Annotated in this window: 19 protein-coding genes and 3 pseudogenes; 20 read left to right on the forward strand and 2 right to left on the reverse strand. The window is 44.8% G+C overall.

Annotated elements, in window-relative coordinates; translation table 11 throughout:
• The 15 genes and pseudogenes from sufB (at position 1) to JCM19039_RS17695 (ending at position 13,030) form a co-directional block, all read left to right on the forward strand.
• Positions 1–1,398, forward strand: a complete 1,398-nt coding sequence (gene sufB / locus JCM19039_RS17635; protein WP_042401224.1) for a Fe-S cluster assembly protein SufB — start codon at positions 1–3, stop codon at positions 1,396–1,398.
• A 358-nt stretch (positions 1,399–1,756) separates the two neighbouring features.
• A complete protein-coding gene (locus tag JCM19039_RS17640) occupies positions 1,757–2,602 on the forward strand; it encodes a TraB/GumN family protein (RefSeq protein ID WP_052398909.1) in 846 nt (281 codons plus the stop codon).
• 250 nt (positions 2,603–2,852) lie between these two features.
• Positions 2,853–3,712, forward strand: a pseudogene (locus tag JCM19039_RS17645) (DUF72 domain-containing protein).
• Positions 3,696–5,108, forward strand: coding sequence for a bifunctional UDP-sugar hydrolase/5'-nucleotidase (locus tag JCM19039_RS17650; protein WP_152550260.1), 1,413 nt, complete (start codon positions 3,696–3,698; stop codon positions 5,106–5,108). Before JCM19039_RS17645 ends, JCM19039_RS17650 begins: the two are co-directional and overlap by 17 nt.
• Before the next feature lie 68 nt (positions 5,109–5,176).
• On the forward strand, positions 5,177–5,479 hold the full coding sequence (locus tag JCM19039_RS17655; protein WP_042401315.1) for a YunC family protein: 303 nt from the start codon (positions 5,177–5,179) through the stop codon (positions 5,477–5,479).
• Positions 5,480–5,534: 55 nt separating this feature from the next.
• Positions 5,535–6,497, forward strand: coding sequence for a thymidylate synthase (locus JCM19039_RS17660; RefSeq protein ID WP_042429668.1), 963 nt, complete (start codon positions 5,535–5,537; stop codon positions 6,495–6,497).
• Positions 6,498–6,508: 11 nt separating this feature from the next.
• The gene (locus tag JCM19039_RS17665; RefSeq protein ID WP_042429671.1) at positions 6,509–6,994 is read left to right on the forward strand and encodes a dihydrofolate reductase; all 486 of its coding nucleotides are present in this window, start codon (positions 6,509–6,511) and stop codon (positions 6,992–6,994) included.
• A gap of 108 nt (positions 6,995–7,102) precedes the next feature.
• Positions 7,103–7,267, forward strand: coding sequence for a hypothetical protein (locus tag JCM19039_RS24570; RefSeq protein ID WP_193744280.1), 165 nt, complete (start codon positions 7,103–7,105; stop codon positions 7,265–7,267).
• A 33-nt stretch (positions 7,268–7,300) separates the two neighbouring features.
• On the forward strand, positions 7,301–7,603 hold the full coding sequence (locus JCM19039_RS17670) for a hypothetical protein (RefSeq protein WP_152550261.1): 303 nt from the start codon (positions 7,301–7,303) through the stop codon (positions 7,601–7,603).
• On the forward strand, positions 7,593–7,733 hold the full coding sequence (locus JCM19039_RS24575) for a hypothetical protein (protein WP_193744281.1): 141 nt from the start codon (positions 7,593–7,595) through the stop codon (positions 7,731–7,733). Before JCM19039_RS17670 ends, JCM19039_RS24575 begins: the two co-directional genes overlap by 11 nt.
• 52 nt (positions 7,734–7,785) lie before the next feature.
• Positions 7,786–8,160, forward strand: a complete 375-nt coding sequence (locus JCM19039_RS17675; RefSeq protein ID WP_042429677.1) for a DUF3887 domain-containing protein — start codon at positions 7,786–7,788, stop codon at positions 8,158–8,160.
• Between the two features lie 8 nt (positions 8,161–8,168).
• The gene (locus JCM19039_RS17680; protein WP_042429679.1) at positions 8,169–9,278 is read left to right on the forward strand and encodes a DUF1835 domain-containing protein; all 1,110 of its coding nucleotides are present in this window, start codon (positions 8,169–8,171) and stop codon (positions 9,276–9,278) included.
• 45 nt (positions 9,279–9,323) lie between these two features.
• Positions 9,324–10,178, forward strand: coding sequence for a sporulation protein YunB (gene yunB / locus JCM19039_RS17685; RefSeq protein ID WP_052398910.1), 855 nt, complete (start codon positions 9,324–9,326; stop codon positions 10,176–10,178).
• 76 nt (positions 10,179–10,254) lie between these two features.
• On the forward strand, positions 10,255–11,607 hold the full coding sequence (locus tag JCM19039_RS17690; RefSeq protein ID WP_081834594.1) for a sodium-dependent transporter: 1,353 nt from the start codon (positions 10,255–10,257) through the stop codon (positions 11,605–11,607).
• Between the two features lie 74 nt (positions 11,608–11,681).
• Positions 11,682–13,030: pseudogene (locus JCM19039_RS17695) on the forward strand (alanine/glycine:cation symporter family protein).
• 145 nt (positions 13,031–13,175) lie between these two features.
• Here JCM19039_RS17695 and JCM19039_RS17700 read toward each other — a convergent pair.
• Positions 13,176–13,820: a histidine phosphatase family protein gene (locus JCM19039_RS17700; protein ID WP_042429680.1), complete on the reverse strand. Its 645-nt coding sequence runs from the start codon at positions 13,818–13,820 to the stop codon at positions 13,176–13,178.
• 45 nt (positions 13,821–13,865) lie between these two features.
• Positions 13,866–14,648, reverse strand: coding sequence for a M23 family metallopeptidase (locus tag JCM19039_RS17705; protein ID WP_307190291.1), 783 nt, complete (start codon positions 14,646–14,648; stop codon positions 13,866–13,868).
• Between the two features lie 344 nt (positions 14,649–14,992).
• Here JCM19039_RS17705 and lipA point away from each other — a divergent pair.
• The 5 genes and pseudogenes from lipA to JCM19039_RS17730 all read left to right on the forward strand — a co-directional run bounded on the left by lipA (position 14,993) and on the right by JCM19039_RS17730 (position 18,707).
• Positions 14,993–15,915: pseudogene (gene lipA, locus JCM19039_RS17710) on the forward strand (lipoyl synthase).
• 15 nt (positions 15,916–15,930) lie between these two features.
• A complete protein-coding gene (locus tag JCM19039_RS17715; protein WP_042429682.1) occupies positions 15,931–16,218 on the forward strand; it encodes a YutD family protein in 288 nt (95 codons plus the stop codon).
• A gap of 154 nt (positions 16,219–16,372) precedes the next feature.
• Positions 16,373–17,356, forward strand: a complete 984-nt coding sequence (locus JCM19039_RS17720; RefSeq protein ID WP_052398911.1) for a sensor histidine kinase — start codon at positions 16,373–16,375, stop codon at positions 17,354–17,356.
• A complete protein-coding gene (locus JCM19039_RS17725; RefSeq protein ID WP_042429683.1) occupies positions 17,347–17,985 on the forward strand; it encodes a response regulator transcription factor in 639 nt (212 codons plus the stop codon). Before JCM19039_RS17720 ends, JCM19039_RS17725 begins: the two co-directional genes overlap by 10 nt.
• A gap of 77 nt (positions 17,986–18,062) precedes the next feature.
• Positions 18,063–18,707, forward strand: a complete 645-nt coding sequence (locus JCM19039_RS17730) for an SDR family oxidoreductase (RefSeq protein WP_042401254.1) — start codon at positions 18,063–18,065, stop codon at positions 18,705–18,707.
• Positions 18,708–18,840: the final 133 nt, after the last annotated feature.

Below are 18,840 nucleotides of genomic sequence, written 5' to 3' on the forward strand. Positions count from 1 at the left end.
ATGGCTAAGAAAATGCCTGAGATTGGTGAATACCAATATGGGTTCCATGACAAAGACGTGTCAATCTTTCGTTCTGAACGTGGTCTAACTGAAAACGTTGTCCGGGAAATCTCGCAAATTAAAGAGGAACCGGAGTGGATGCTTGATTTCCGTCTGAAATCATTGGAGCAATTTTACAAGATGCCAATGCCACAATGGGGCGGCGACCTTTCTGAGCTCGATTTTGATGATATTACGTATTACGTAAAGCCATCTGAGCGTTCAGAGAAGTCTTGGGATGAAGTGCCAGAAGAAATCAAGAACACGTTTGATAAGCTTGGTATTCCTGAAGCTGAGCAAAAGTACCTTGCTGGTGTGTCAGCACAGTACGAATCAGAAGTGGTTTATCATAATATGCAAGAAGACCTTGAAGAACAAGGAATTATTTTCAAGGATACGGATACTGCTTTGAAAGAAAACGAAGATATTTTCCGTGAGCATTTCGCGACGGTTATTCCTCCAAGTGACAACAAGTTTTCAGCGTTGAACTCTGCGGTTTGGTCTGGTGGATCATTCATTTACATGCCAAAAGGCGTTAAAGCGGAGTCACCACTTCAAGCGTATTTCCGTATTAACTCTGAGAACATGGGACAATTTGAGCGTACGCTCATCATCGCTGATGAAGGTAGCTCCGTTCACTATGTCGAAGGTTGTACAGCTCCTGTTTATTCTACGAACTCACTTCACAGTGCAGTCGTTGAGATCATCGTGAAGAAAGACGCATACTGCCGTTACACGACGATTCAAAACTGGGCGCCAAACATCTACAACCTCGTTACAAAGCGTGCGACAGCTGGCGCTGGTGCAACAATGGAATGGGTTGACGGTAACATCGGTTCAAAACTGACGATGAAATATCCTTCCATTATCATGACAGGTGAAGGTGCACGTGGAAATGTCCTTTCCATTGCGATCGCAGGTAAAGGCCAACACCAAGATGCGGGTGCAAAAGCGTATCACCTAGCACCAAACTGTTCTTCTACGATTGTTTCGAAGTCGATTTCGAAGCAAGGTGGTAAAGTTTCTTACCGAGGAATCTCTCACTTCGGACGTAAATCTCAAGGATCAAAGTCGAAGATTGAGTGTGACACGTTGATCATGGATAACGAGTCAACGTCTGACACGATTCCTTACAACGAGATCTACAACGATGACATCATGCTTGAGCACGAAGCAACGGTCTCAAAAGTATCCGAAGAGCAACTTTTCTACTTGATGAGCCGTGGCTTGAACGAAGAAGAAGCTACAGAAATGATCGTCATGGGCTTCATCGAGCCATTTACGAAAGAACTTCCAATGGAGTATGCGGTTGAAATGAACCGTCTTATCCGTTTCGAAATGGAAGGTTCAATCGGTTAATAACGATTAGAGAACCAACGAAGCGTTTTGTGCTTCGTTGGTTTTTTTTGGCTCTATACAATTTATAATGAGACTGGTTTTCTTTTGAGCAAAAGCAAGTGATTTTCTGAAACTTTTCTATTGCAATTGTTGAACAAACAAGGAAAGGGTGAAGAGACGCGTTCGTAGACGTTCTACTCAGTCTGGCGATTATATATAACAATATATACTAAATAGCGGTTTATTTACTCGACTTATGGCTATGATTTAATCTCGAAGGATGCAAAGCGATAATATAGAACTGATATAATGGTAATGCTCTGCGATACTTAAACGCATGGACAGTTCGTTTCTATTTCATTCATTAGGGGGAAATACTATGCGAAATGATCATCAAAGGTCAGTGGAAGGTACTGGTGGTTTTTTATGGGAAGTGAACAATGGTGAAACAAGCCTGTTTTTGTTCGGGACCATTCATTTAGGGACGAACGATTTCTATCCTCTGGACCCAATTGTCGAAGAAGCTTTTAATAATGCGGACATTGTTATGCCAGAAATATACGCGAATGAAAAGTCTATGGACCAAGAAGCGCTTATGAAGCTTGCCATGTTTAAAGACGGAAATACGCTTGATCAAGTATTGTCTGAACGTGTATATCATGAATTATCTGTACTGTTGCTTAAATATGAAATGGACAGTAAAGATTTTCATATGTTCCAGCCTTGGTTAATGGACTTAATTCTATTAGACCTTGCTACTAAAGAAAGTAATGTTGATGCAGAAAAAAGCGTTGATCTGTATCTGTTGAATCGAGCAGAGAAGATGGGCAAAGAAATTGTACCTCTTGAAAGTGAAGGTGTGCAGAGTGAAATTTTTAGCAGCTTTACTTTAGAAACACAAATACAAGCATTAAAAAGGACAGTAAGGAATTTCAGTAATTTACCAAAAGAAACGGAGCAAAGTGCTCACAATTGGTTAAAGAGAGATGCTCGTTCTTTCATAAATACTCGAAACAACTTCGAGAACGATGGAATTAATAAAGAATATTTTGAGGGGATCAATGATCGACGCAATCTAGAAATGTCAGAGAAGCTTGATCAAGTTCTACGATCAGGTCTAGACAAGAGATACTTTGTGTTTGTTGGTTCTTTTCATGTGATTCTCGAACCGAGTATTCCCACGCTATTAGAAAATAAAGGCTATAACGTAGCAAGGATATTGTAGGTCATTAACAGACAAGGGAACTCATTTTATTGTCTAGTGTTACGGCTAAAAACACAACTTCGCATTATAGAACATCGTTGTTACGATATGAGATGGAGATGCTTTCGTATCTGCATACTCCGACACAAATAAGGAAGATATTTCATTCACAAATTCACCGGTGCTTCTCGTCTTCAATAGGTGATGTAGAAGCTCGAAACGTGATAAAATAAACGTAAAGAAAGAGTTGCACGAATGCGAGGGATAACGGATGATCTATACAGGTTTAACAGGCTGGGGAGATCATTATGATTTGTATACGAACGGAGTCCGAGGCACTGATAAGTTAGGAACGTACAGCAGCTTTTTTCCGACGGTAGAGGTAGATAGTACGTATTATGCGGTTCAGTCAGAAGCCGTTTGGGAGAAGTGGATCCGTGATACCCCCGATAATTTTCGTTTCGTCGTGAAGGCTTATGCTGCATGACGGGCCAATTAATGGAAAAGCCGCCATTTCCAGATGAGTTAACAATGTTTGAGGCTTTTCGCACTTCACTAAATCCTCTCATTGAATCGGGCAAGTTGGCGATGATTTTATGCCAGTTTCCTCCATGGTTTGATTGCACGAAGGAACATGTAATGAAGCTCAGGAATGTACGAGAGATGCTTTCGGATGTACCAGTAGCAATTGAATTTCGTCACCAAAGTTGGTATTCGGACCAATTTAGGGAACAGACATTGGCTTTTCTACATGAACATGACTACATTCATTCGGTCTGTGATGAGCCACAAGCAGGGGAAGGTTCGATTCCGATCGTTCCGGTAGCAACGCATAAAGAAAAGACCCTCGTAAGACTCCATGGAAGAAATAAAGCGGGCTGGCGAAAAGAAACTGCTGGTGCAGACTGGCGCAAGGTCCGATACTTATATGATTACAACGAAAAAGAAATTCAAGAATGGTTGACGCGTGTAGAAGAGCTGCACGAGGCGTCAACCGATGTGTACGTGATTTGGAATAACAATTCTGGAGGTCATGCGGCGGGGAATGCCAGAACGTTTCTCGACATGGCTGGAATAACTTACGAAGGGCTTGCCCCGAAACAGCTGTCCCTTTTTGAAGAAGAGCGGTGAGCAGATGGAAACCATCTATCTATATCATACGAATGATTTGCATAGCCACCTGAGCCAGTGGCCAAAAATCGTCCACTACTTAGAGCATCAAAAGCAGTACCACAGTTCTAACCGGGAGCAGGCACTGTTTTTTGATCTCGGTGACCATGCCGACCGAGTGCATCCTGTGACAGAAGCGACGTCGGGAAGGGGAAACGTTGAGCTTTTGAACGATTCTCCAATTCAATATGCGACGATTGGCAACAACGAAGGCATTACCTTCTCAAAGGAAGGCTTGGACCGATTGTACCAGCAAGCCAAGTTCAAAGTGATTTTGAGCAATCTCTATGACCAAGATGGCAAACGACCAAGCTGGGCAGAGCCAACGCAAGTTCACACGTTAAATAACGGAGTGCGGTTAGGGTTTATCGGTTTGACGGCTGCATTTTATCCGTTTTATGAAAAGCTCGGATGGTCAATTGAACATCCTCTTGCCAATCTAGAACGTGAATTACCGAAGCTACAAAAGCAAGCCGATACGATTATCGTACTTTCTCACCTCGGTTTTTTTATGGACGAACAGATTGCGGAAGACTTTGATGTGGATGTCATTCTCGGCGCACACACGCATCATCGACTCGACCCTGCGCCAACGATGAATGGTACGTTAATTACACAAACCGGTAAGCTCGGAACCGATGTTGGCAAGGTGGAGCTTTCCTTTTCGAACAAGCAACTCGTCCGTACGTCCGGCTCATTAATTCCGATTACAGCAACGGCTGCAGACTCTCACAAAGCATTACAGACGTATACACGCTTACAAGCGGAAACTTTAGAGATCTTAGCCGAAGAGATTGGAACGTCAGATGAACGGCTTGAGATTTCGTGGACGCACCCGTCTGCGTTTTCCTCCTTCGTCGTTGAGCATTTGCGTGAGTGGTGCGGTGTGGATATGGCGATGATGCACAGTGGTTTGTTACTCGCCTCACTCAGGGAAGGGTCAATGACACGTAGAGATCTTCACCACATTTGCCCTCATCCGATCAATCCAGCGGTCGTAACGCTAAGCGGACAGCAGTTGATTGAAGCCGTTCACCGGTCATTTACCGAGCGGATGGTTCACTTGCCCCTTAAAGGGTACGGTTTTCGAGGAATTCAGTTAGGTGTTATGGTGTTTGCTGGGATGGAAGTCGGGTATGAGTTTGATGACGTGAATGGGTATAACGTGACGCACATTACGAAACAAGGTGAGCGGATTGTGCCAGAGCTTGAATATAACGTAGCGGTTCCGGACATGCTCACGTTTGGCACACTTTATCCAGAAGTAGCAGCAAGCACGAATAAACAGTACTTTATGCCAGAACTATTACGTGATGTGATTGCGTGGGCATTCACATCAAAGACAAATGAACAATGAACATGGCCCGAACGACCTTTGGCTAAGATCATACAATATGGAGATTAAATGTGACAGGTGGGATCGTTATGATGGAAATGAGACCCGTTGAAATTGACGGTGTATGGTTTCAGGCAGTGTCTATGAAGCTTCCAAAAACTAACTTTATGGCAGTTACTAATGATGTAGGCTATATCATGTGTGGAGCTCTTGATGTTGGACTTCTAAATGAAAAGCTTGCGGATCGTGAGATCGTTGCAGGACGTGCAGTGGGCGTTCGCTCCATTGAGCAACTTTTAGATGCACCATTAGAATCCATTACCATTGCTGCGGAAAAACTCGGCATTCATGAAGGAATGACCGGTAGAGAAGCGTTGCTAAAAATGAAGTAATTTATGGCGCACCTGCTTGCCAAGAGTAGGTGCGCGTAAAGAGGAGAGAATTGACATGAGTCAGAGTGAACAACAATACTTGGATTTGCTCCGCGACGTATTGGCGCATGGAGACGAGAAGTCTGATCGGACAGGCACCGGAACGCTTTCAGTGTTTGGTAGACAAATGCGCTTCGACTTGAGTGACGGATTTCCGATGCTCACAACAAAGAAGCTGCCTTTCAAACTCATTAAAAGTGAGCTGCTTTGGTTCCTAAAAGGGATGACGAACATTCAATACTTATTGAAGCATAACAATAACATTTGGAATGAATGGGCATTTGAGCGCTACGTACAGAGCAAGGATTACACGGGACCGGATATGGCCAACTTCGCTCTTCGGGCAACGAAAGACGAGCAGTTTCAACATGTGTACAAGCAAGAGATGGAGGCTTTCAAACAAAAAGTACTCACTGATGATCAGTTTGCGACAAAATATGGAGAACTCGGCGACATTTATGGGAAACAATGGCGAGCGTGGAAAACAAGTGCTGGTGAGACAATCGATCAGATTGCTGATGTGATCCGTATGATTAGAACGAATCCGGATTCAAGGCGACTCATTGTATCCGCGTGGAATCCTGAAGATGTACCGACGATGGCGTTGCCGCCGTGTCATACGATGTTCCAGTTTTACGTGGCGAATGGAAAGTTGTCGTGTCAATTGTACCAACGCTCTGCAGACATTTTTCTCGGTGTGCCGTTTAACATCGCGAGCTACGCTTTGCTTACGCATTTAATCGCAAAAGAGTGCGGATTGGATGTTGGTGAGTTCGTGCATACGATTGGTGACGCTCATCTATACAACAATCACATCGAGCAAGCGAAGGAACAGCTTGAAAGGGACATGTACCCCTTGCCTGAACTTACAATGTCAGCGCGAGCGTTAGAAAGCTCGGTGTTTGATTTTGACATAGAAGATATTAAGCTCAAAGATTACGAAGCGCACCCGGCGATTCGAGCGCCGATTGCGGTATAAGGATGGTGGGGATGAAGATTTCAATGATTGCCGCTCACGACTTGAACCGAGGCATCGGTAAGGATAACGAGATGCCTTGGCATCTGCCAGCGGATTTTCGCTACTTGAAAAAGGTGACAACCGGCCATCCGCTTATCATGGGGCGTTCTACATTTGCATCCATTGGCAAGCCGTTACCAGAGCGGCGAAACATCGTGATTACGAGTCGAACAGATTACTTCCCTGACGGTGTGGAAGTCGTCCATTCGTTAGATGAAGCCATTGAACGTTGTACAGGCGTTTCCGAAGTCTTTATCTTTGGAGGAAGCTCGGTGTATGAACAGGCGATGCAAAGAGCGGACAAGTTATACATTACCGAAGTAAAAGAACGGTTTGATGTGGACCGGTACTTCCCAGCGTATACAGACGAAGACTGGCAGCTTGTTTGGGAAGAAGCAGGCCGGGTTGATGAGCGAAATCGGTACGCTCATACGTTTAAACAATATGAACGAAAATAATGCCTCGTCAAAACTGCGTCCTGTTGTTCTGGATGCAGTTTTTGCGGTTTTATGGGGAAAGGGTGAGGGAAAAGGATAGCAAGTCATTAGGAAATGAAGGGGGCAACCGTGTCTAAATGGAAAGGACTCTATCTGATTCGTTTAGCCGTGCTTGTTTCCGCATGTACTGATGCCGAGCAACAATTAGCGCCACTGGAAGAATACGAAATTGAGCTTCATGACCATGAGGATAATCCCTACTCTGAACCCTTGCCTGAACTCGAGTATGAGTAGGTAGAAACGATGTGAATGCAAGTGTCTGCATACATGCAAGAGGACCAAGCGGATTACCTTGTCGACGAAGCATCCCTACTAGCCGGGGAAGTTTTGCTTTGGATAAACCTCGCCTCAGGTCATACAGATGACGAGGTGCAGCGAACGATTACAGGATTGATCGGTTGGCCAGGTCTTAATGAAGCAGATTGGAATGCATTAGAAGATAAGGAAGCGCCAATGGATTGGGGTTACTTGAAGATGCAACTGCGATCAATGTTGGCATGGATGGCATTGATTGGGATGCAGGTCCGGTCATCGTTATGGATAGTCAGAAAATTCAATAATGATTCGTAGTGACGGGCAATGGAATGGACTGTTTGATTTTGAAAGTACGCATGTTGCTTTCTTAACATCTAGTCATTGGGAAATTGAGCTCGATAAAGAAGCGGTAATTAATCAAGTTATTGTTCCTGATGAAACGTGAGCTGTTTGTGAACCGTAAATAACTGAGTAAGGTTCATGAACGGAGGAGAACGATGAAACATTGGGTATTGATTGGCATTGTGACAAGCTTACTGCTGACCGGTTGCCAAGAGCAAGGCAGTGTCAATCTTTCAGAGGCTGAACGGTTTATTGTCCGTATGCAGTCAGGGGAGTTTAAAGAAGCAGCAGAGCAGATTAGTGTGGATTTAAAAGCGCACATTTCTCCTGAACTGATTGAAGACGCGTGGAAAACAGCGAACGAACGTTATGGAAATGTGCTGCAATATGATTATGTGAATACGAAATTCGAAGACGGCTATGAGACCATTTACTTTCACGGAACAGTCACAGATATGGAGCGACTCATTAGTGTGTCGTTTAATGAACAAGATGACGTGATAGGATTTCACTTTACACATGAGGAGTGAACGTACACGTGAAGTTTCATGCGAATTACCCCTATTTATATATGATGAAAAACGGCACAGATTCCAATGTGCACGTATTCGAAGTGAAAGATACAAGTTCATACTATACGATTGTTCAGTTCATGGATGACAAGGGAACGTCACGTGAGATTCCTTGGGACGCGTATGAGCGAGTGCCAGGACAATCGTTGGAACAATTTGATCACCGGCAGGCAACAGTGGCATCTGGTGGGGCAAGTCTTGCACCTCGTGACGTACACAAAATCGTGTGTGAGTTAAACCGCATGTTACAGCAACACGGTACGTTGGCAAAGCCCGATGCCCCTGTCCATATTTCAGCAAGTGAGGGGGATGCTGGTGTATTACAAATCGGCTTAGCAGGTGAACGAACCGTTCTAGTGTTTCCAGACCAGCTGCAGTACGGTCCGGTTGCACAGTTAGAAACATGGAAGGGCATTGAAAACCGTCACGAATGGCTCGTAGAGAGATTTGGTATTCATCCTAGGGAGAGTGAATACGAACGGCTAAATCTGTATGATCGTTTTCGTCTGCAGCTTCAAGATATTCCTTCTCATGTTCCGATCTACGTATGGCATAATCGGGAGGCTGGAGGGGAAACGGCCCGGAAATTGATCCTCGCTTGGTTGCAAGACACCCGCAATGAGACGTACACCGTTCCTTTTAAGGTTGATGATCGTTCTGATGTGAAAAATATTAAGACAACGCTCATGTCCCAGTTGGCGGAAAACGCCGAGCCAGTAGCAAAAAACGAAGGCCACTTACTCGCTTGGAAGACGTTTTCAAGGCAGGTAGGAGAGCTTCGAATCGTGAACAATGGTCAATTATTAACCGTTCCAGTTTCGGCATATGATGAGGAGATTGAGCGGGCGGTTGACCAAGTAAAGAAAGTGAATGACGAAGGGTTTGCGAGTGCAACCGAAGTCATTCAAACCGTTTTAGCTAACGGCGAGCCACACATCCAGCACCTTGGATTCTTATTTTTTGAATATCGCATTTACGAGTTAATCATTCATCAAAAGCGCTTAATTATGAGCGGAAATCCGAGAAGGATGAATCGAATAAAAGTGAAACGCGTAACTGAAAAATTTCATGCTTGAACCCGTCCCCTTCTGCATATATATGGTTGCAGGAGGGGTTTTTGTATGGCACTGAAACGCTCAAAAATAGTGAAACCACAAAAGTCAAAAAGAGGCGGACCACTCCCGTTTCGTTACGTATTTCTGATCTCTCTTGCTATTTTTCTCGTGATGACCATCCATGGGTTGTATTTCGTTGACCAGCATATTCGTCCATCGCTCATGTCCATCGCAGTTGTAGAGACGAAAAGAATCGCGCAACACGCCGTAACAGAAGCAATATCTCAAGAGATGACCGATGGAGAAGATATGGATGATCTTGTTCTGATTGAACGAAGTGAAAACGGAGACATCTCTTCACTCGCATTTAATGCACAAGTGTACAACCGCGTGCTTTCCGATGCAACAATGGTCGTTCAAGATTACTTGCAAGAAGTGCAGCGCGGTATTACGCAAGGGGATATGCCTAGAGAGTTGGAAGAAGAATTTGAAGATACGGGTGTAGGAAATGTAGAAGATGGTGCGATTTATACGATTCCGTTAGGGATGGCGACGGGAAATGCATTACTCGCAAACTTAGGCCCTCGTGTACCTGTGAGTTTTTCTGTTATTGGAGAAATTCATGCAGATATGGAAGAACAGATTGAGAATGTCGGGATTAACAATACGTGGTTACGCATTAGCGTAGCGATTGATATGGATGTGCGTGTTGTCATACCGTTTGGGACGGAAGAAGATCACGTACAGTATTCGGTGCCTGTCGGTATGGTATTTGTTCCTGGAGATGTTCCTGATTATTACGGGCAAGGTGGAGGCATGCCAGTGCCTGCCATTATGCCGAGTGGGGAGGAGGAAAGTGTGGAAATGCAAGGTCCTGAAACGCCGACAGAGGAAGGCAATAATAACGACGTGAGCAATTAGTTATAAAAAGATTTTGACACATTTCAGCAATTTAATTTATAATTTTCTATAATATTACAAAAAGGGGGTTTATATATTGGCACGTGAACATTGGGGTACGAAAGTTGGGTTTATGCTCGCAGCGGTCGGCTCAGCAGTAGGTTTGGGGAATATTTGGCGATTCCCATATATTACTGGGGAGTACGGCGGCGGTTCATTTCTTCTCGTTTACTTACTTTGTATTGCACTTATCGGTTTACCAGTTATTATTGCAGAATTTTCTATCGGGAAGAGAGGACAGTTGGATGCGGTAGGGTCTTATCGTAAAACGGCACCATCAAAACCGTGGGTGATTGGTGGTTGGTTAGCCGTCGCCACATCTTTTCTTATCGTTTCATTCTATGCCGTAATTACCGGTTGGGTACTACACTTTATGTTTGGCTACTTAACGGGTTCGATTCAACAAGTAGAAAGTGGCGGGGCACCTGATTATTTTACCGGAGTCATTGGATCGACATGGTTGCCGATCTTCTGGTTGATTGTTGTTATGGTAATCATTATGGGGATACTTTATTTCGGGGTGAAGCGCGGCATTGAATTTAGTAGTAAGATCTTTATGCCGTTACTCGCAGTGATTCTTATTATCCTAGCAGGCTACAGTGTAACGCTAGATGGAGCGATGGAAGGCATGCGTTTCTTGTTCGTTCCGGATTGGAGTGCGCTATCAGATCCAAGGTTATACCTTGCAGCTATTGGGCAATCATTCTTTACACTCTCTCTCGGGATGGGAATTATGATTACGTACGGTGGGTATTTATCGAAGCAAACCGGTTCCGATTTACCTAAGACGGCGAGAAACGTCGTTATTCTTGACACCCTCTTTGCAATTATCGTAGCCGTTGCCATCTTTGGTATCGTATATGCGATCGGAGCAGAGCCCGATTCTGGTCCAGGACTCGTCTTTATGGTGTTGCCGGAAATATTTAATCAAATGGCAGGAGCTGGAACCCTCTTTGCGATTGCTTTCTTCTTCTTAGTATTTATTGCCGCCTTAACGTCAGCGATCTCACTAGCAGAAGTGAGCATCTCAGCGGCGATGGAACGTTTCAAAATTAGTCGGCAAAAAGCAGTGCTCATCATGGGAGGGCTCATTACACTATTCGGCATTCCGTCTGCATTGAGTCAAGGCGGACCGTTATCTGGGTTTGAAATTTTTGGACTCCCATTCCTAGACTTCGTAGATACAGTGACGGATAGTTACTTCCTCCCAATTGGTGGATTAATCGTCGTACTACTCGTCGGTTGGGGGTGGACGAAGCGCAATGCATTGGATGAAGCAGACTTCCGTAGTCCGTTCTTTGCGAAACTGTATCTTATCTTATTACGTTTTGTTGCACCAATTATGATCATTGTTATCTTGCTACTGAACATTCTTGGTATTGGCGTATAAGCAAGAGAAACGGCACCTAGTGGTGCCGTTTCTACATAATTTACAAACTCTGATGGAGTAAGGAGAGAGGGACAATGATTGATTGGTTAGAAACAATAAGTGGAGATATCGCTGACTTTGTTTGGGGAATACCCCTCATTGTTCTACTTGTAGGGACAGGCGTTTATCTTACGTTTCGCCTCATGTTCTACACGTTCGCGCAGTTACCCTATGCGCTGAAGCTCGTTTTTAAAAAGAACTTAGATAAAGATGCTAAAGGAGACATTTCACACTTTCAAGCATTAATGACCTCACTTGCAGCCACCGTAGGTACAGGGAACGTGGCCGGCGTGGCAACTGCCGTCGTTGTCGGGGGCCCAGGTGCCGTGTTTTGGATGTGGATCACAGCGCTCGTAGGGATGGCAACGAAGTATGCTGAAGCGATTCTTGGTGTGAAATACAGAGGTCAAAACCACCGCGGTGAAATGGCTGGTGGACCGATGTACTACATTGAGCATGGGTTAGGAAAGAAGTGGAAATGGATGGGGATGCTGTTTGCATTCTTCGCGGTGTTCGCAGCCATTTTCGGAATCGGAAACATGACGCAAGCCAATACGGCTGCTGATATTGTGAATTCAACATTTAATGTACCCACTTGGGTAACAGGTGTTGCGCTAACCGTTCTCGTTGGTCTCGTCATTATTGGCGGGATTAAAAGTATCGGGCGTGTAAGTGGTGTCATCGTTCCGGTCATGATTGTTTTTTATGTGGTTGCAGGATTCTTTGTGATCGGCTTTAACATCACTGAGGTGCCTGCTGCTTTCGGACTCATCTTTTATGATGCTTTTACGGGCCATGCGTGGCAGGTGGGGCAATTGGGACTGTCATTCAAATGGGTGTCGCTCGCGGCTTATTCTCTAACGAAGCCGGTCTAGGTACGGGCGGAATTGCCGCTGCCGCAGCAAAAACCGATGTACCTGCAAGGCAAGCACTCATTTCAATGACGCAAGTTTTTATCGATACGATCATTGTTTGTACGATTACCGGTCTAGCTTTAGTCATCGCCGACCTTTACACGACCGGTTCAGATGGTGCAGCATTAACAGCGGCTTCATTTGAAGCGATCTTACCAGCTGGAGGAAGTCTCGTCGTTACGATCACCCTATTATTCTTTATTTTCTCTACGATCATTGGATGGGCATACTTCGGTGAGAAATGTTTAGAGTACCTTGTTGGCGATCGCGTAACGTATGTGTACCGTCTCGTATTTACGATAGCCGTATTCTTTGGTGCGACGTTGCCATTAAACGTCGTCTGGAACTTTGGAGATATCTTTAACGGACTCATGGCCATACCGAACTTAATCGCGATCCTTCTATTGTCCGGTGTTGTCGTAAAAGAAACACAGAAGTTTAAAGATAAACGAAAGCTTGAAATGCGTTAACTACCGCTAACGGCTAGCCTTTTTCAGTAAAAGAAAGGCTAGGCCGTTTTTTATGCGTTAGAGGCATTTTGCAGCTATGTCGACTGAAACAACCGTAGGACTAAAAACGTCGCCTACTCATTTGCAATCCCAGATTACTAAATTTTTATCTGTGTGTATTCACATTATTAACAATGAACGACTCTCCACTTGCGTCAATCTCTGTCATGCTGCAGTTTTCAATGTCGGTGACCTCACCGGAGTAGCCGTATACGTGGATAAGCGTACGAATCGTAAAACCGTGTGAGACGATGGCGATTTGTTCGCAATTCTCTTCTTTTGCGTGTTTTACCACGTTTTTCATTGCTTTGGTCACTCGTTTTTCATACACATCCCAAGACTCCGCTTCTCCGTTATCAATTGTACACAACGTATCAACAACGTCTGGGACGGGGACGTCCCACATCATATGCACGTCTTTGAATTTCGGCGATAATCCCTCTTTTAGTGATTCAAGCATTGCTGAATTAAATCCACCTTCGAACGTACCGAAATACACTTCTCGTAACCCTTCGTGTTCGTGAAGCGGCAGGTGAGCATGGTTACTATATGCTTGAAGGATGGACGCCGTTTCTCGAGCGCGGCCACTATCACTTGCATACCACCCGTCGATCGTTTCTCCTGCCAAATTCTTGCCTAGCGTCATTGCACCCGCTCGTCCAGCCTCGGTTAAAGGTGTGTCTGACCAACCTTGGACTTTGCCTTGTGTATTAAAAATGGTTTTGCCGTGTCGGATGAGTAATACCTTCATGCGCATCGCCTCCTATACTCGTCTCACTACGAGTATATCGGAAGGCTAGCTTTTTTGTCGTTCTTTTTGCTCCCACATTCTCAATTTAGGGTACGGGTCAAATGACCATTCAGATATGCCGTTATCCCGATAGACGCCGTAGTGCAAGTGTGGAGGGAATTTTCCTTGTGTACCCGGCTTTCCGTATCCTGAGCTGCCGACGCTACCAATGACGGTACCAGGGGTAACGATCGTTCCTTCTTCAATATCTTCTGCAAACCCGTGAAGGTGCGCGTAATAATGATACACGTTATCGAGATCGCGAATTCCGATGCGCCAGCCACCGTATTCGTTCCAACCTTTTAACTCGACAATGCCATAGGTGGTTGCGCGGACGGGAGTGCTATATCCAGCAAAGATATCAGTCCCTTCATGAATGCGGCGACCCCCCCAGCCACGTTTCGCTCCCCACGTGCTTTTATAACTATAATTATAGTGAAGGGGCACAGGGAAGGCGTTGTCGTGTAACGAGACGGTCTGATACTTTGCATAAATGTTCGCGTGACCGGTAATGATGCGCACAGCTTGGTCACGTTGATAATGGTCCCAAAGGGCAATGCGAATGTTCTCATCATCAAATCCATACGTAGATATTTTCTTTGCCATCGTATAGAGTACATCATGATCATTTAACCGATCCGCTTCACCATCTGCATTGCCATCCAGTCCACTCCCGTCAAAGATTCCGATATTTAGCGCATTTTTATCTTCGAGATCCGGATTTAATGCGCCAACCCAATCCCGTGGTGAGAAATAAATGGAAACAAAACTCGCTCGGGCTGCGATCATTACGGGCAACATTAAGCCCTCTTTCATAGCTGTCAATAGCCGCAAGCCAATACCAAGGTACACCTGTAATCGTGTCCATGTCCCGGTATAATTGCATCCGTTCCATATCGCGCTCATCTTGAGTAAGATCACTAATGGCAGCTTCAGAAGGCATAGTATTTAATAAAAAGACGCAAACAGCCAATAGTAAACATACAGTCTTTTTCTTCATCCGACGATTCGTCCTCTCACTTTAATTTCATCCTTTTCTTTACTATGGGACAGTTTCTCATTTTTATACTGAAAAACAACATCTTGGTCATGTTGCATTGCCGTGGTAAACTACAGGAGAAGGGTGTGATACGATGACTAAAAAAGAAGAGCACATTCGTAAACCAGACTGGTTAAAGATCAAACTAAACACGAACGAGTCATATACAGGATTAAAGAAAATGATGCGAGAGAAGAAATTACATACGGTATGCGAGGAAGCGCGCTGTCCGAATATTCATGAATGCTGGGCTGTCAGAAAAACCGCAACATTTATGATACTTGGGGATACGTGTACGAGAGGCTGTCGTTTTTGTGCGGTGAAAACAGGCTCCCGACCGAACTGGATTGGGATGAGCCCGAGCGTGTCGCTGATTCTGTAGAACAGATGGGTCTAAAGCACGTGGTCATTACAGCCGTCGCTCGTGACGATCTGAAAGACGGAGGCTCGAACGTATTCGCTGAAACGGTGCGGGCGGTAAGAAGAAGAAACCCTCTCTGTACCATTGAGGTGCTTCCATCTGATATGATGGGTCTGGAGGAGAATTTGAAAACGTTAATGGAAGCGCGGCCGAATATTTTAAATCACAATATCGAGACCGTTCGTAGGTTGACAAAGAAAGTCCGTGCCCGGGCGAAGTACGACCGTTCATTAACATTTCTCCGCTATTCAAAAGAACTGCATCCAGACATCCCTACAAAATCAAGTCTAATGATCGGTCTTGGGGAAACCGCTGAGGAAATTGAAGAAGTAATGGATGATTTACGAGCCAATGACGTGGATATTATGACGATTGGTCAATACTTACAACCGACGAAAAAGCATTTGCCCGTCATTAAATATTATACTCCGGACGAATTTGCCGAGTTCAAGGAACTGGCGATGACAAAAGGGTTCAAGCACTGTGAGGCAGGTCCACTCGTTCGCTCATCATATCATGCCGATGAACAAGTGGATAAAGCTCAAGTGTGGAAAGAAGCGGCCAAGTACCAGAACCAAACGCAGCTTGGCGGATAAGCGAGGTGAGAATCGTTGATTCAAGCGCATCAACAACATTTCGAACTGATTGAACAATCGAGAGAAGGCTGGGACGAAGAAGCTTTCTTGAATCGTTACAGTGAAGTTCTAAACAAATATGATTTTATTGTCGGAGATTGGGGGCACGAACAGCTACGGCTACGAGGTTTCTTCCATGACCGCCACAAAAAAGCGACATTCGATACGAAAGTAAGCACCGTTTATGATTATTTGTATGAGTTTTGTAATTTTGATTGCCCGTACTTTATTTTACAAAAAGTGAAACCAGAAAAAAGTGAATAGACTGCTCATGCCGATCTTAGGCATGAGTTCTTTTCATAGGTGGTGAAATGATGTGGATTCGGCTTGTAGCTACACTTCTCATCTATGCAACAATCTACCTTAATCAGCCTCAAATCGTGACGTCGCCCTGTTTTGGTTTGCAAGTGCAGCGGTGGTGACGAGCTTTATTTTATGGGATTTACCTGTGCCAAAAAGTGTATTTGTTTTCGTGCACCTTCTCGCTGCCATTGTCATGCAATGGCTTCCTGGTGAAACGGATCTGTACTGGCTATTGCCTTTCACCGGTCTAGTGTTCTATGCGTTACACACGGGTGCAACCGTAAAAACGATGGCGGTTCTTTTGTCATTCATAACCATTCCGGTTTTATTGTCTTCCATAAATTTCCTGTTTTATGGGTTGTATGCAACCGTGCTTTTGCTTCTCGTGTTACATACGAAAAAGCTAAGAGAAAAGGAGGAAGGGCTTCAAGATGTGCTCGTTTTATACCGACGGGAAAAACGACAAGTGATTGAGGCTGAAGACACAGTGAAGCAAGACGAGCGTGCGCGAATTGCCCGTGAAATGCATGACTCCGTCGGCCATAATTTGACAGCCCTTTTAATGCAATTAAAAATGCTGGAGTTGCGCAATGAGGCACCGGAAGAAGTGCAAGTAGCGTCGGCGTTAGCTTCAGAGAGTCTATCGCAAATGCGCGCATCTGTACACGAATTGAAGAGTGATCAACCAAAAGGATTAGGGATGATCATTCAGCTGATTCGAAAACTAGAAGCAGAGTCGCTCATGAAGATTTCTTTTACGACAAAAGGCGGTGTGTTATCGGTTCCGCTTACCGAAGAGCAATCAGTCACTATTTATCGATTTGTACAAGAGGGGCTCACGAATGCGATGCGTCATGCTTATTCAAAACAGGTGGATATCACCTTTGAAGTGTTAGGAGCTCGTCGGTATGTAGTGCGTGTGAAAAGCGGTGCGAAAGATCACTCGGTGTTTTCAGAAGGTTTTGGTTTGCGCCAATTGAGGGAACGTTTCGAGGCGCTTGGTGGAACCTTCTTAAGCGGCTATCAAGACGACCATTTTGTGATTGAAGGAAGCTTTACAATTCCAAATGTAGAAGCGGAGGAGAGGGCATGGGCGTGATTCTCATTGCAGAGGACCAAACGCTCGTAAGGAAAGGGATTCGGATGATGATTGAAACTCATTCCGACTATACCGTCATCGAAGCGGCAACTGGTGTTGAAGCGATCAAGCAATTCCAAAGTCAATCAATTGATGTTGTGCTAATGGATATACGTATGCCTCAAATGACGGGCTTGGAAGCGACAAAACGAATTCGAGAGCAAGACCCGAGCAGTAAAATTATCATGTTGACGACGTTTGCAGATGATGAGTACGCCATCGAAGCACTCAAATATGGAGCCGTTGGTTACCTCCTAAAAGATGCAAATGAAGACCGGCTCATTGATGCCATTCAAGGAGCACAAACGGGTCAGGTCGTCATTGATGGTGAGGTGGCGGCTTCTGTGATGCCAAAACTATTGGAAAGGGAACCATCACGTGTACCCGCCAAAGAACTAGCTCAGTTAAGTGCGAAAGAGGTAGAGATACTCAGGCTCATTGGAGAAGGGAAAAGCAATCGCGAAATTTCCGAAGAAATGTTTCTAAGTATTGGCACAATCAAAAATAACGTTAGTTATTTGCTCACGAAATTGGATTTGAGAGACCGAACACAGCTAGCGATTTTCGCGTTGAAGAATAGCATCTTTTAAGCGCATGTTTGTCCACAGAGAAGGGCGGGTACATTACATAGTGAACATGATTATTACATTAAGGAGTGTTCACATACATGAAAGTACTCATTGTAGGTGCAAACGGACAGATCGGAAAGCAAACTGTGGAGAAGATGGTAAACGACGACGTCTTTACGCCAACAGCGATGGTGCGAAAAGAAGAGCAAGTAAAAGCATTTCAAGATATGGGTGCTGAAACGGTGCTACAAGACCTTGAAGGTCAGGTGGAGGACATAGCCGCAGCGGCTAAAGGTAAAGATGCCGTAGTATTTGCCGCCGGTTCTGGAGGGCACACTGGCGCTGACAAGACGATGATGATTGACATGGACGGTGCGATCAAATCAATGGAGGCAGCAGAGCGTGCAGGTGTGAAGCGATTCGTTATCGTTAGTGCAATTGGTGTATATGATCGCAACAAATGGATGTCAAAAGCCCCGTATTACAGTGCAGCCAAACACTATGCAGATGAATGGTTAATGCGTAGCGGTCTAGACTACACGGTCATTCGTCCAGGTGGACTGACAAATGATCGTGGCAATGGTCAAATCAAAGTGGCGAAAGAGGTTGAGCGTGGAGAAATTCCTCGTGAAGACGTTGCCGAAACGATTCTCGCCTCATTAAAAGATGAAGGAACGATCGGCAAAGATTTCGACATGATTTCTGGAACTGACGACATTGCAGATGCGTTGAAGCGTTTGTAAAAGATACTAGGTAATTCCGCGCTCATGCGTGGGAGCTTGTAGGTCAACATGCAACAAAACGGCTAAGGAGGGTCATGCCCACCTTAGCGTTTTGTTTATTTACTATATAGGTTAAACCAAAGAAATTCACTGA

The organism is Geomicrobium sp. JCM 19039 (assembly GCF_000698145.1).
In the GTDB taxonomy this organism is placed as follows: Bacteria; Bacillota; Bacilli; order Bacillales; family Marinococcaceae; genus Geomicrobium_A.

Coding starts and splice junctions, on each gene's coding strand:
- sufB (WP_042401224.1), top strand. CDS start 1: ATGGCTAAGAAAATGCCTGAGATTGGTGAATACCAATATGGGTTCCAT.
- JCM19039_RS17640 (WP_052398909.1), top strand. CDS start 1,757: ATGCGAAATGATCATCAAAGGTCAGTGGAAGGTACTGGTGGTTTTTTA.
- JCM19039_RS17655 (WP_042401315.1), top strand. CDS start 5,177: ATGATGGAAATGAGACCCGTTGAAATTGACGGTGTATGGTTTCAGGCA.
- JCM19039_RS17660 (WP_042429668.1), top strand. CDS start 5,535: ATGAGTCAGAGTGAACAACAATACTTGGATTTGCTCCGCGACGTATTG.
- JCM19039_RS17665 (WP_042429671.1), top strand. CDS start 6,509: ATGAAGATTTCAATGATTGCCGCTCACGACTTGAACCGAGGCATCGGT.
- JCM19039_RS17670 (WP_152550261.1), top strand. CDS start 7,301: ATGCAAGAGGACCAAGCGGATTACCTTGTCGACGAAGCATCCCTACTA.
- JCM19039_RS24575 (WP_193744281.1), top strand. CDS start 7,593: ATGATTCGTAGTGACGGGCAATGGAATGGACTGTTTGATTTTGAAAGT.
- JCM19039_RS17675 (WP_042429677.1), top strand. CDS start 7,786: ATGAAACATTGGGTATTGATTGGCATTGTGACAAGCTTACTGCTGACC.
- yunB (WP_052398910.1), top strand. CDS start 9,324: ATGGCACTGAAACGCTCAAAAATAGTGAAACCACAAAAGTCAAAAAGA.
- JCM19039_RS17700 (WP_042429680.1), bottom strand. CDS start 13,820: ATGAAGGTATTACTCATCCGACACGGCAAAACCATTTTTAATACACAA.
- JCM19039_RS17705 (WP_307190291.1), bottom strand. CDS start 14,648: ATGATCGCAGCCCGAGCGAGTTTTGTTTCCATTTATTTCTCACCACGG.
- JCM19039_RS17725 (WP_042429683.1), top strand. CDS start 17,347: ATGGGCGTGATTCTCATTGCAGAGGACCAAACGCTCGTAAGGAAAGGG.
- JCM19039_RS17730 (WP_042401254.1), top strand. CDS start 18,063: ATGAAAGTACTCATTGTAGGTGCAAACGGACAGATCGGAAAGCAAACT.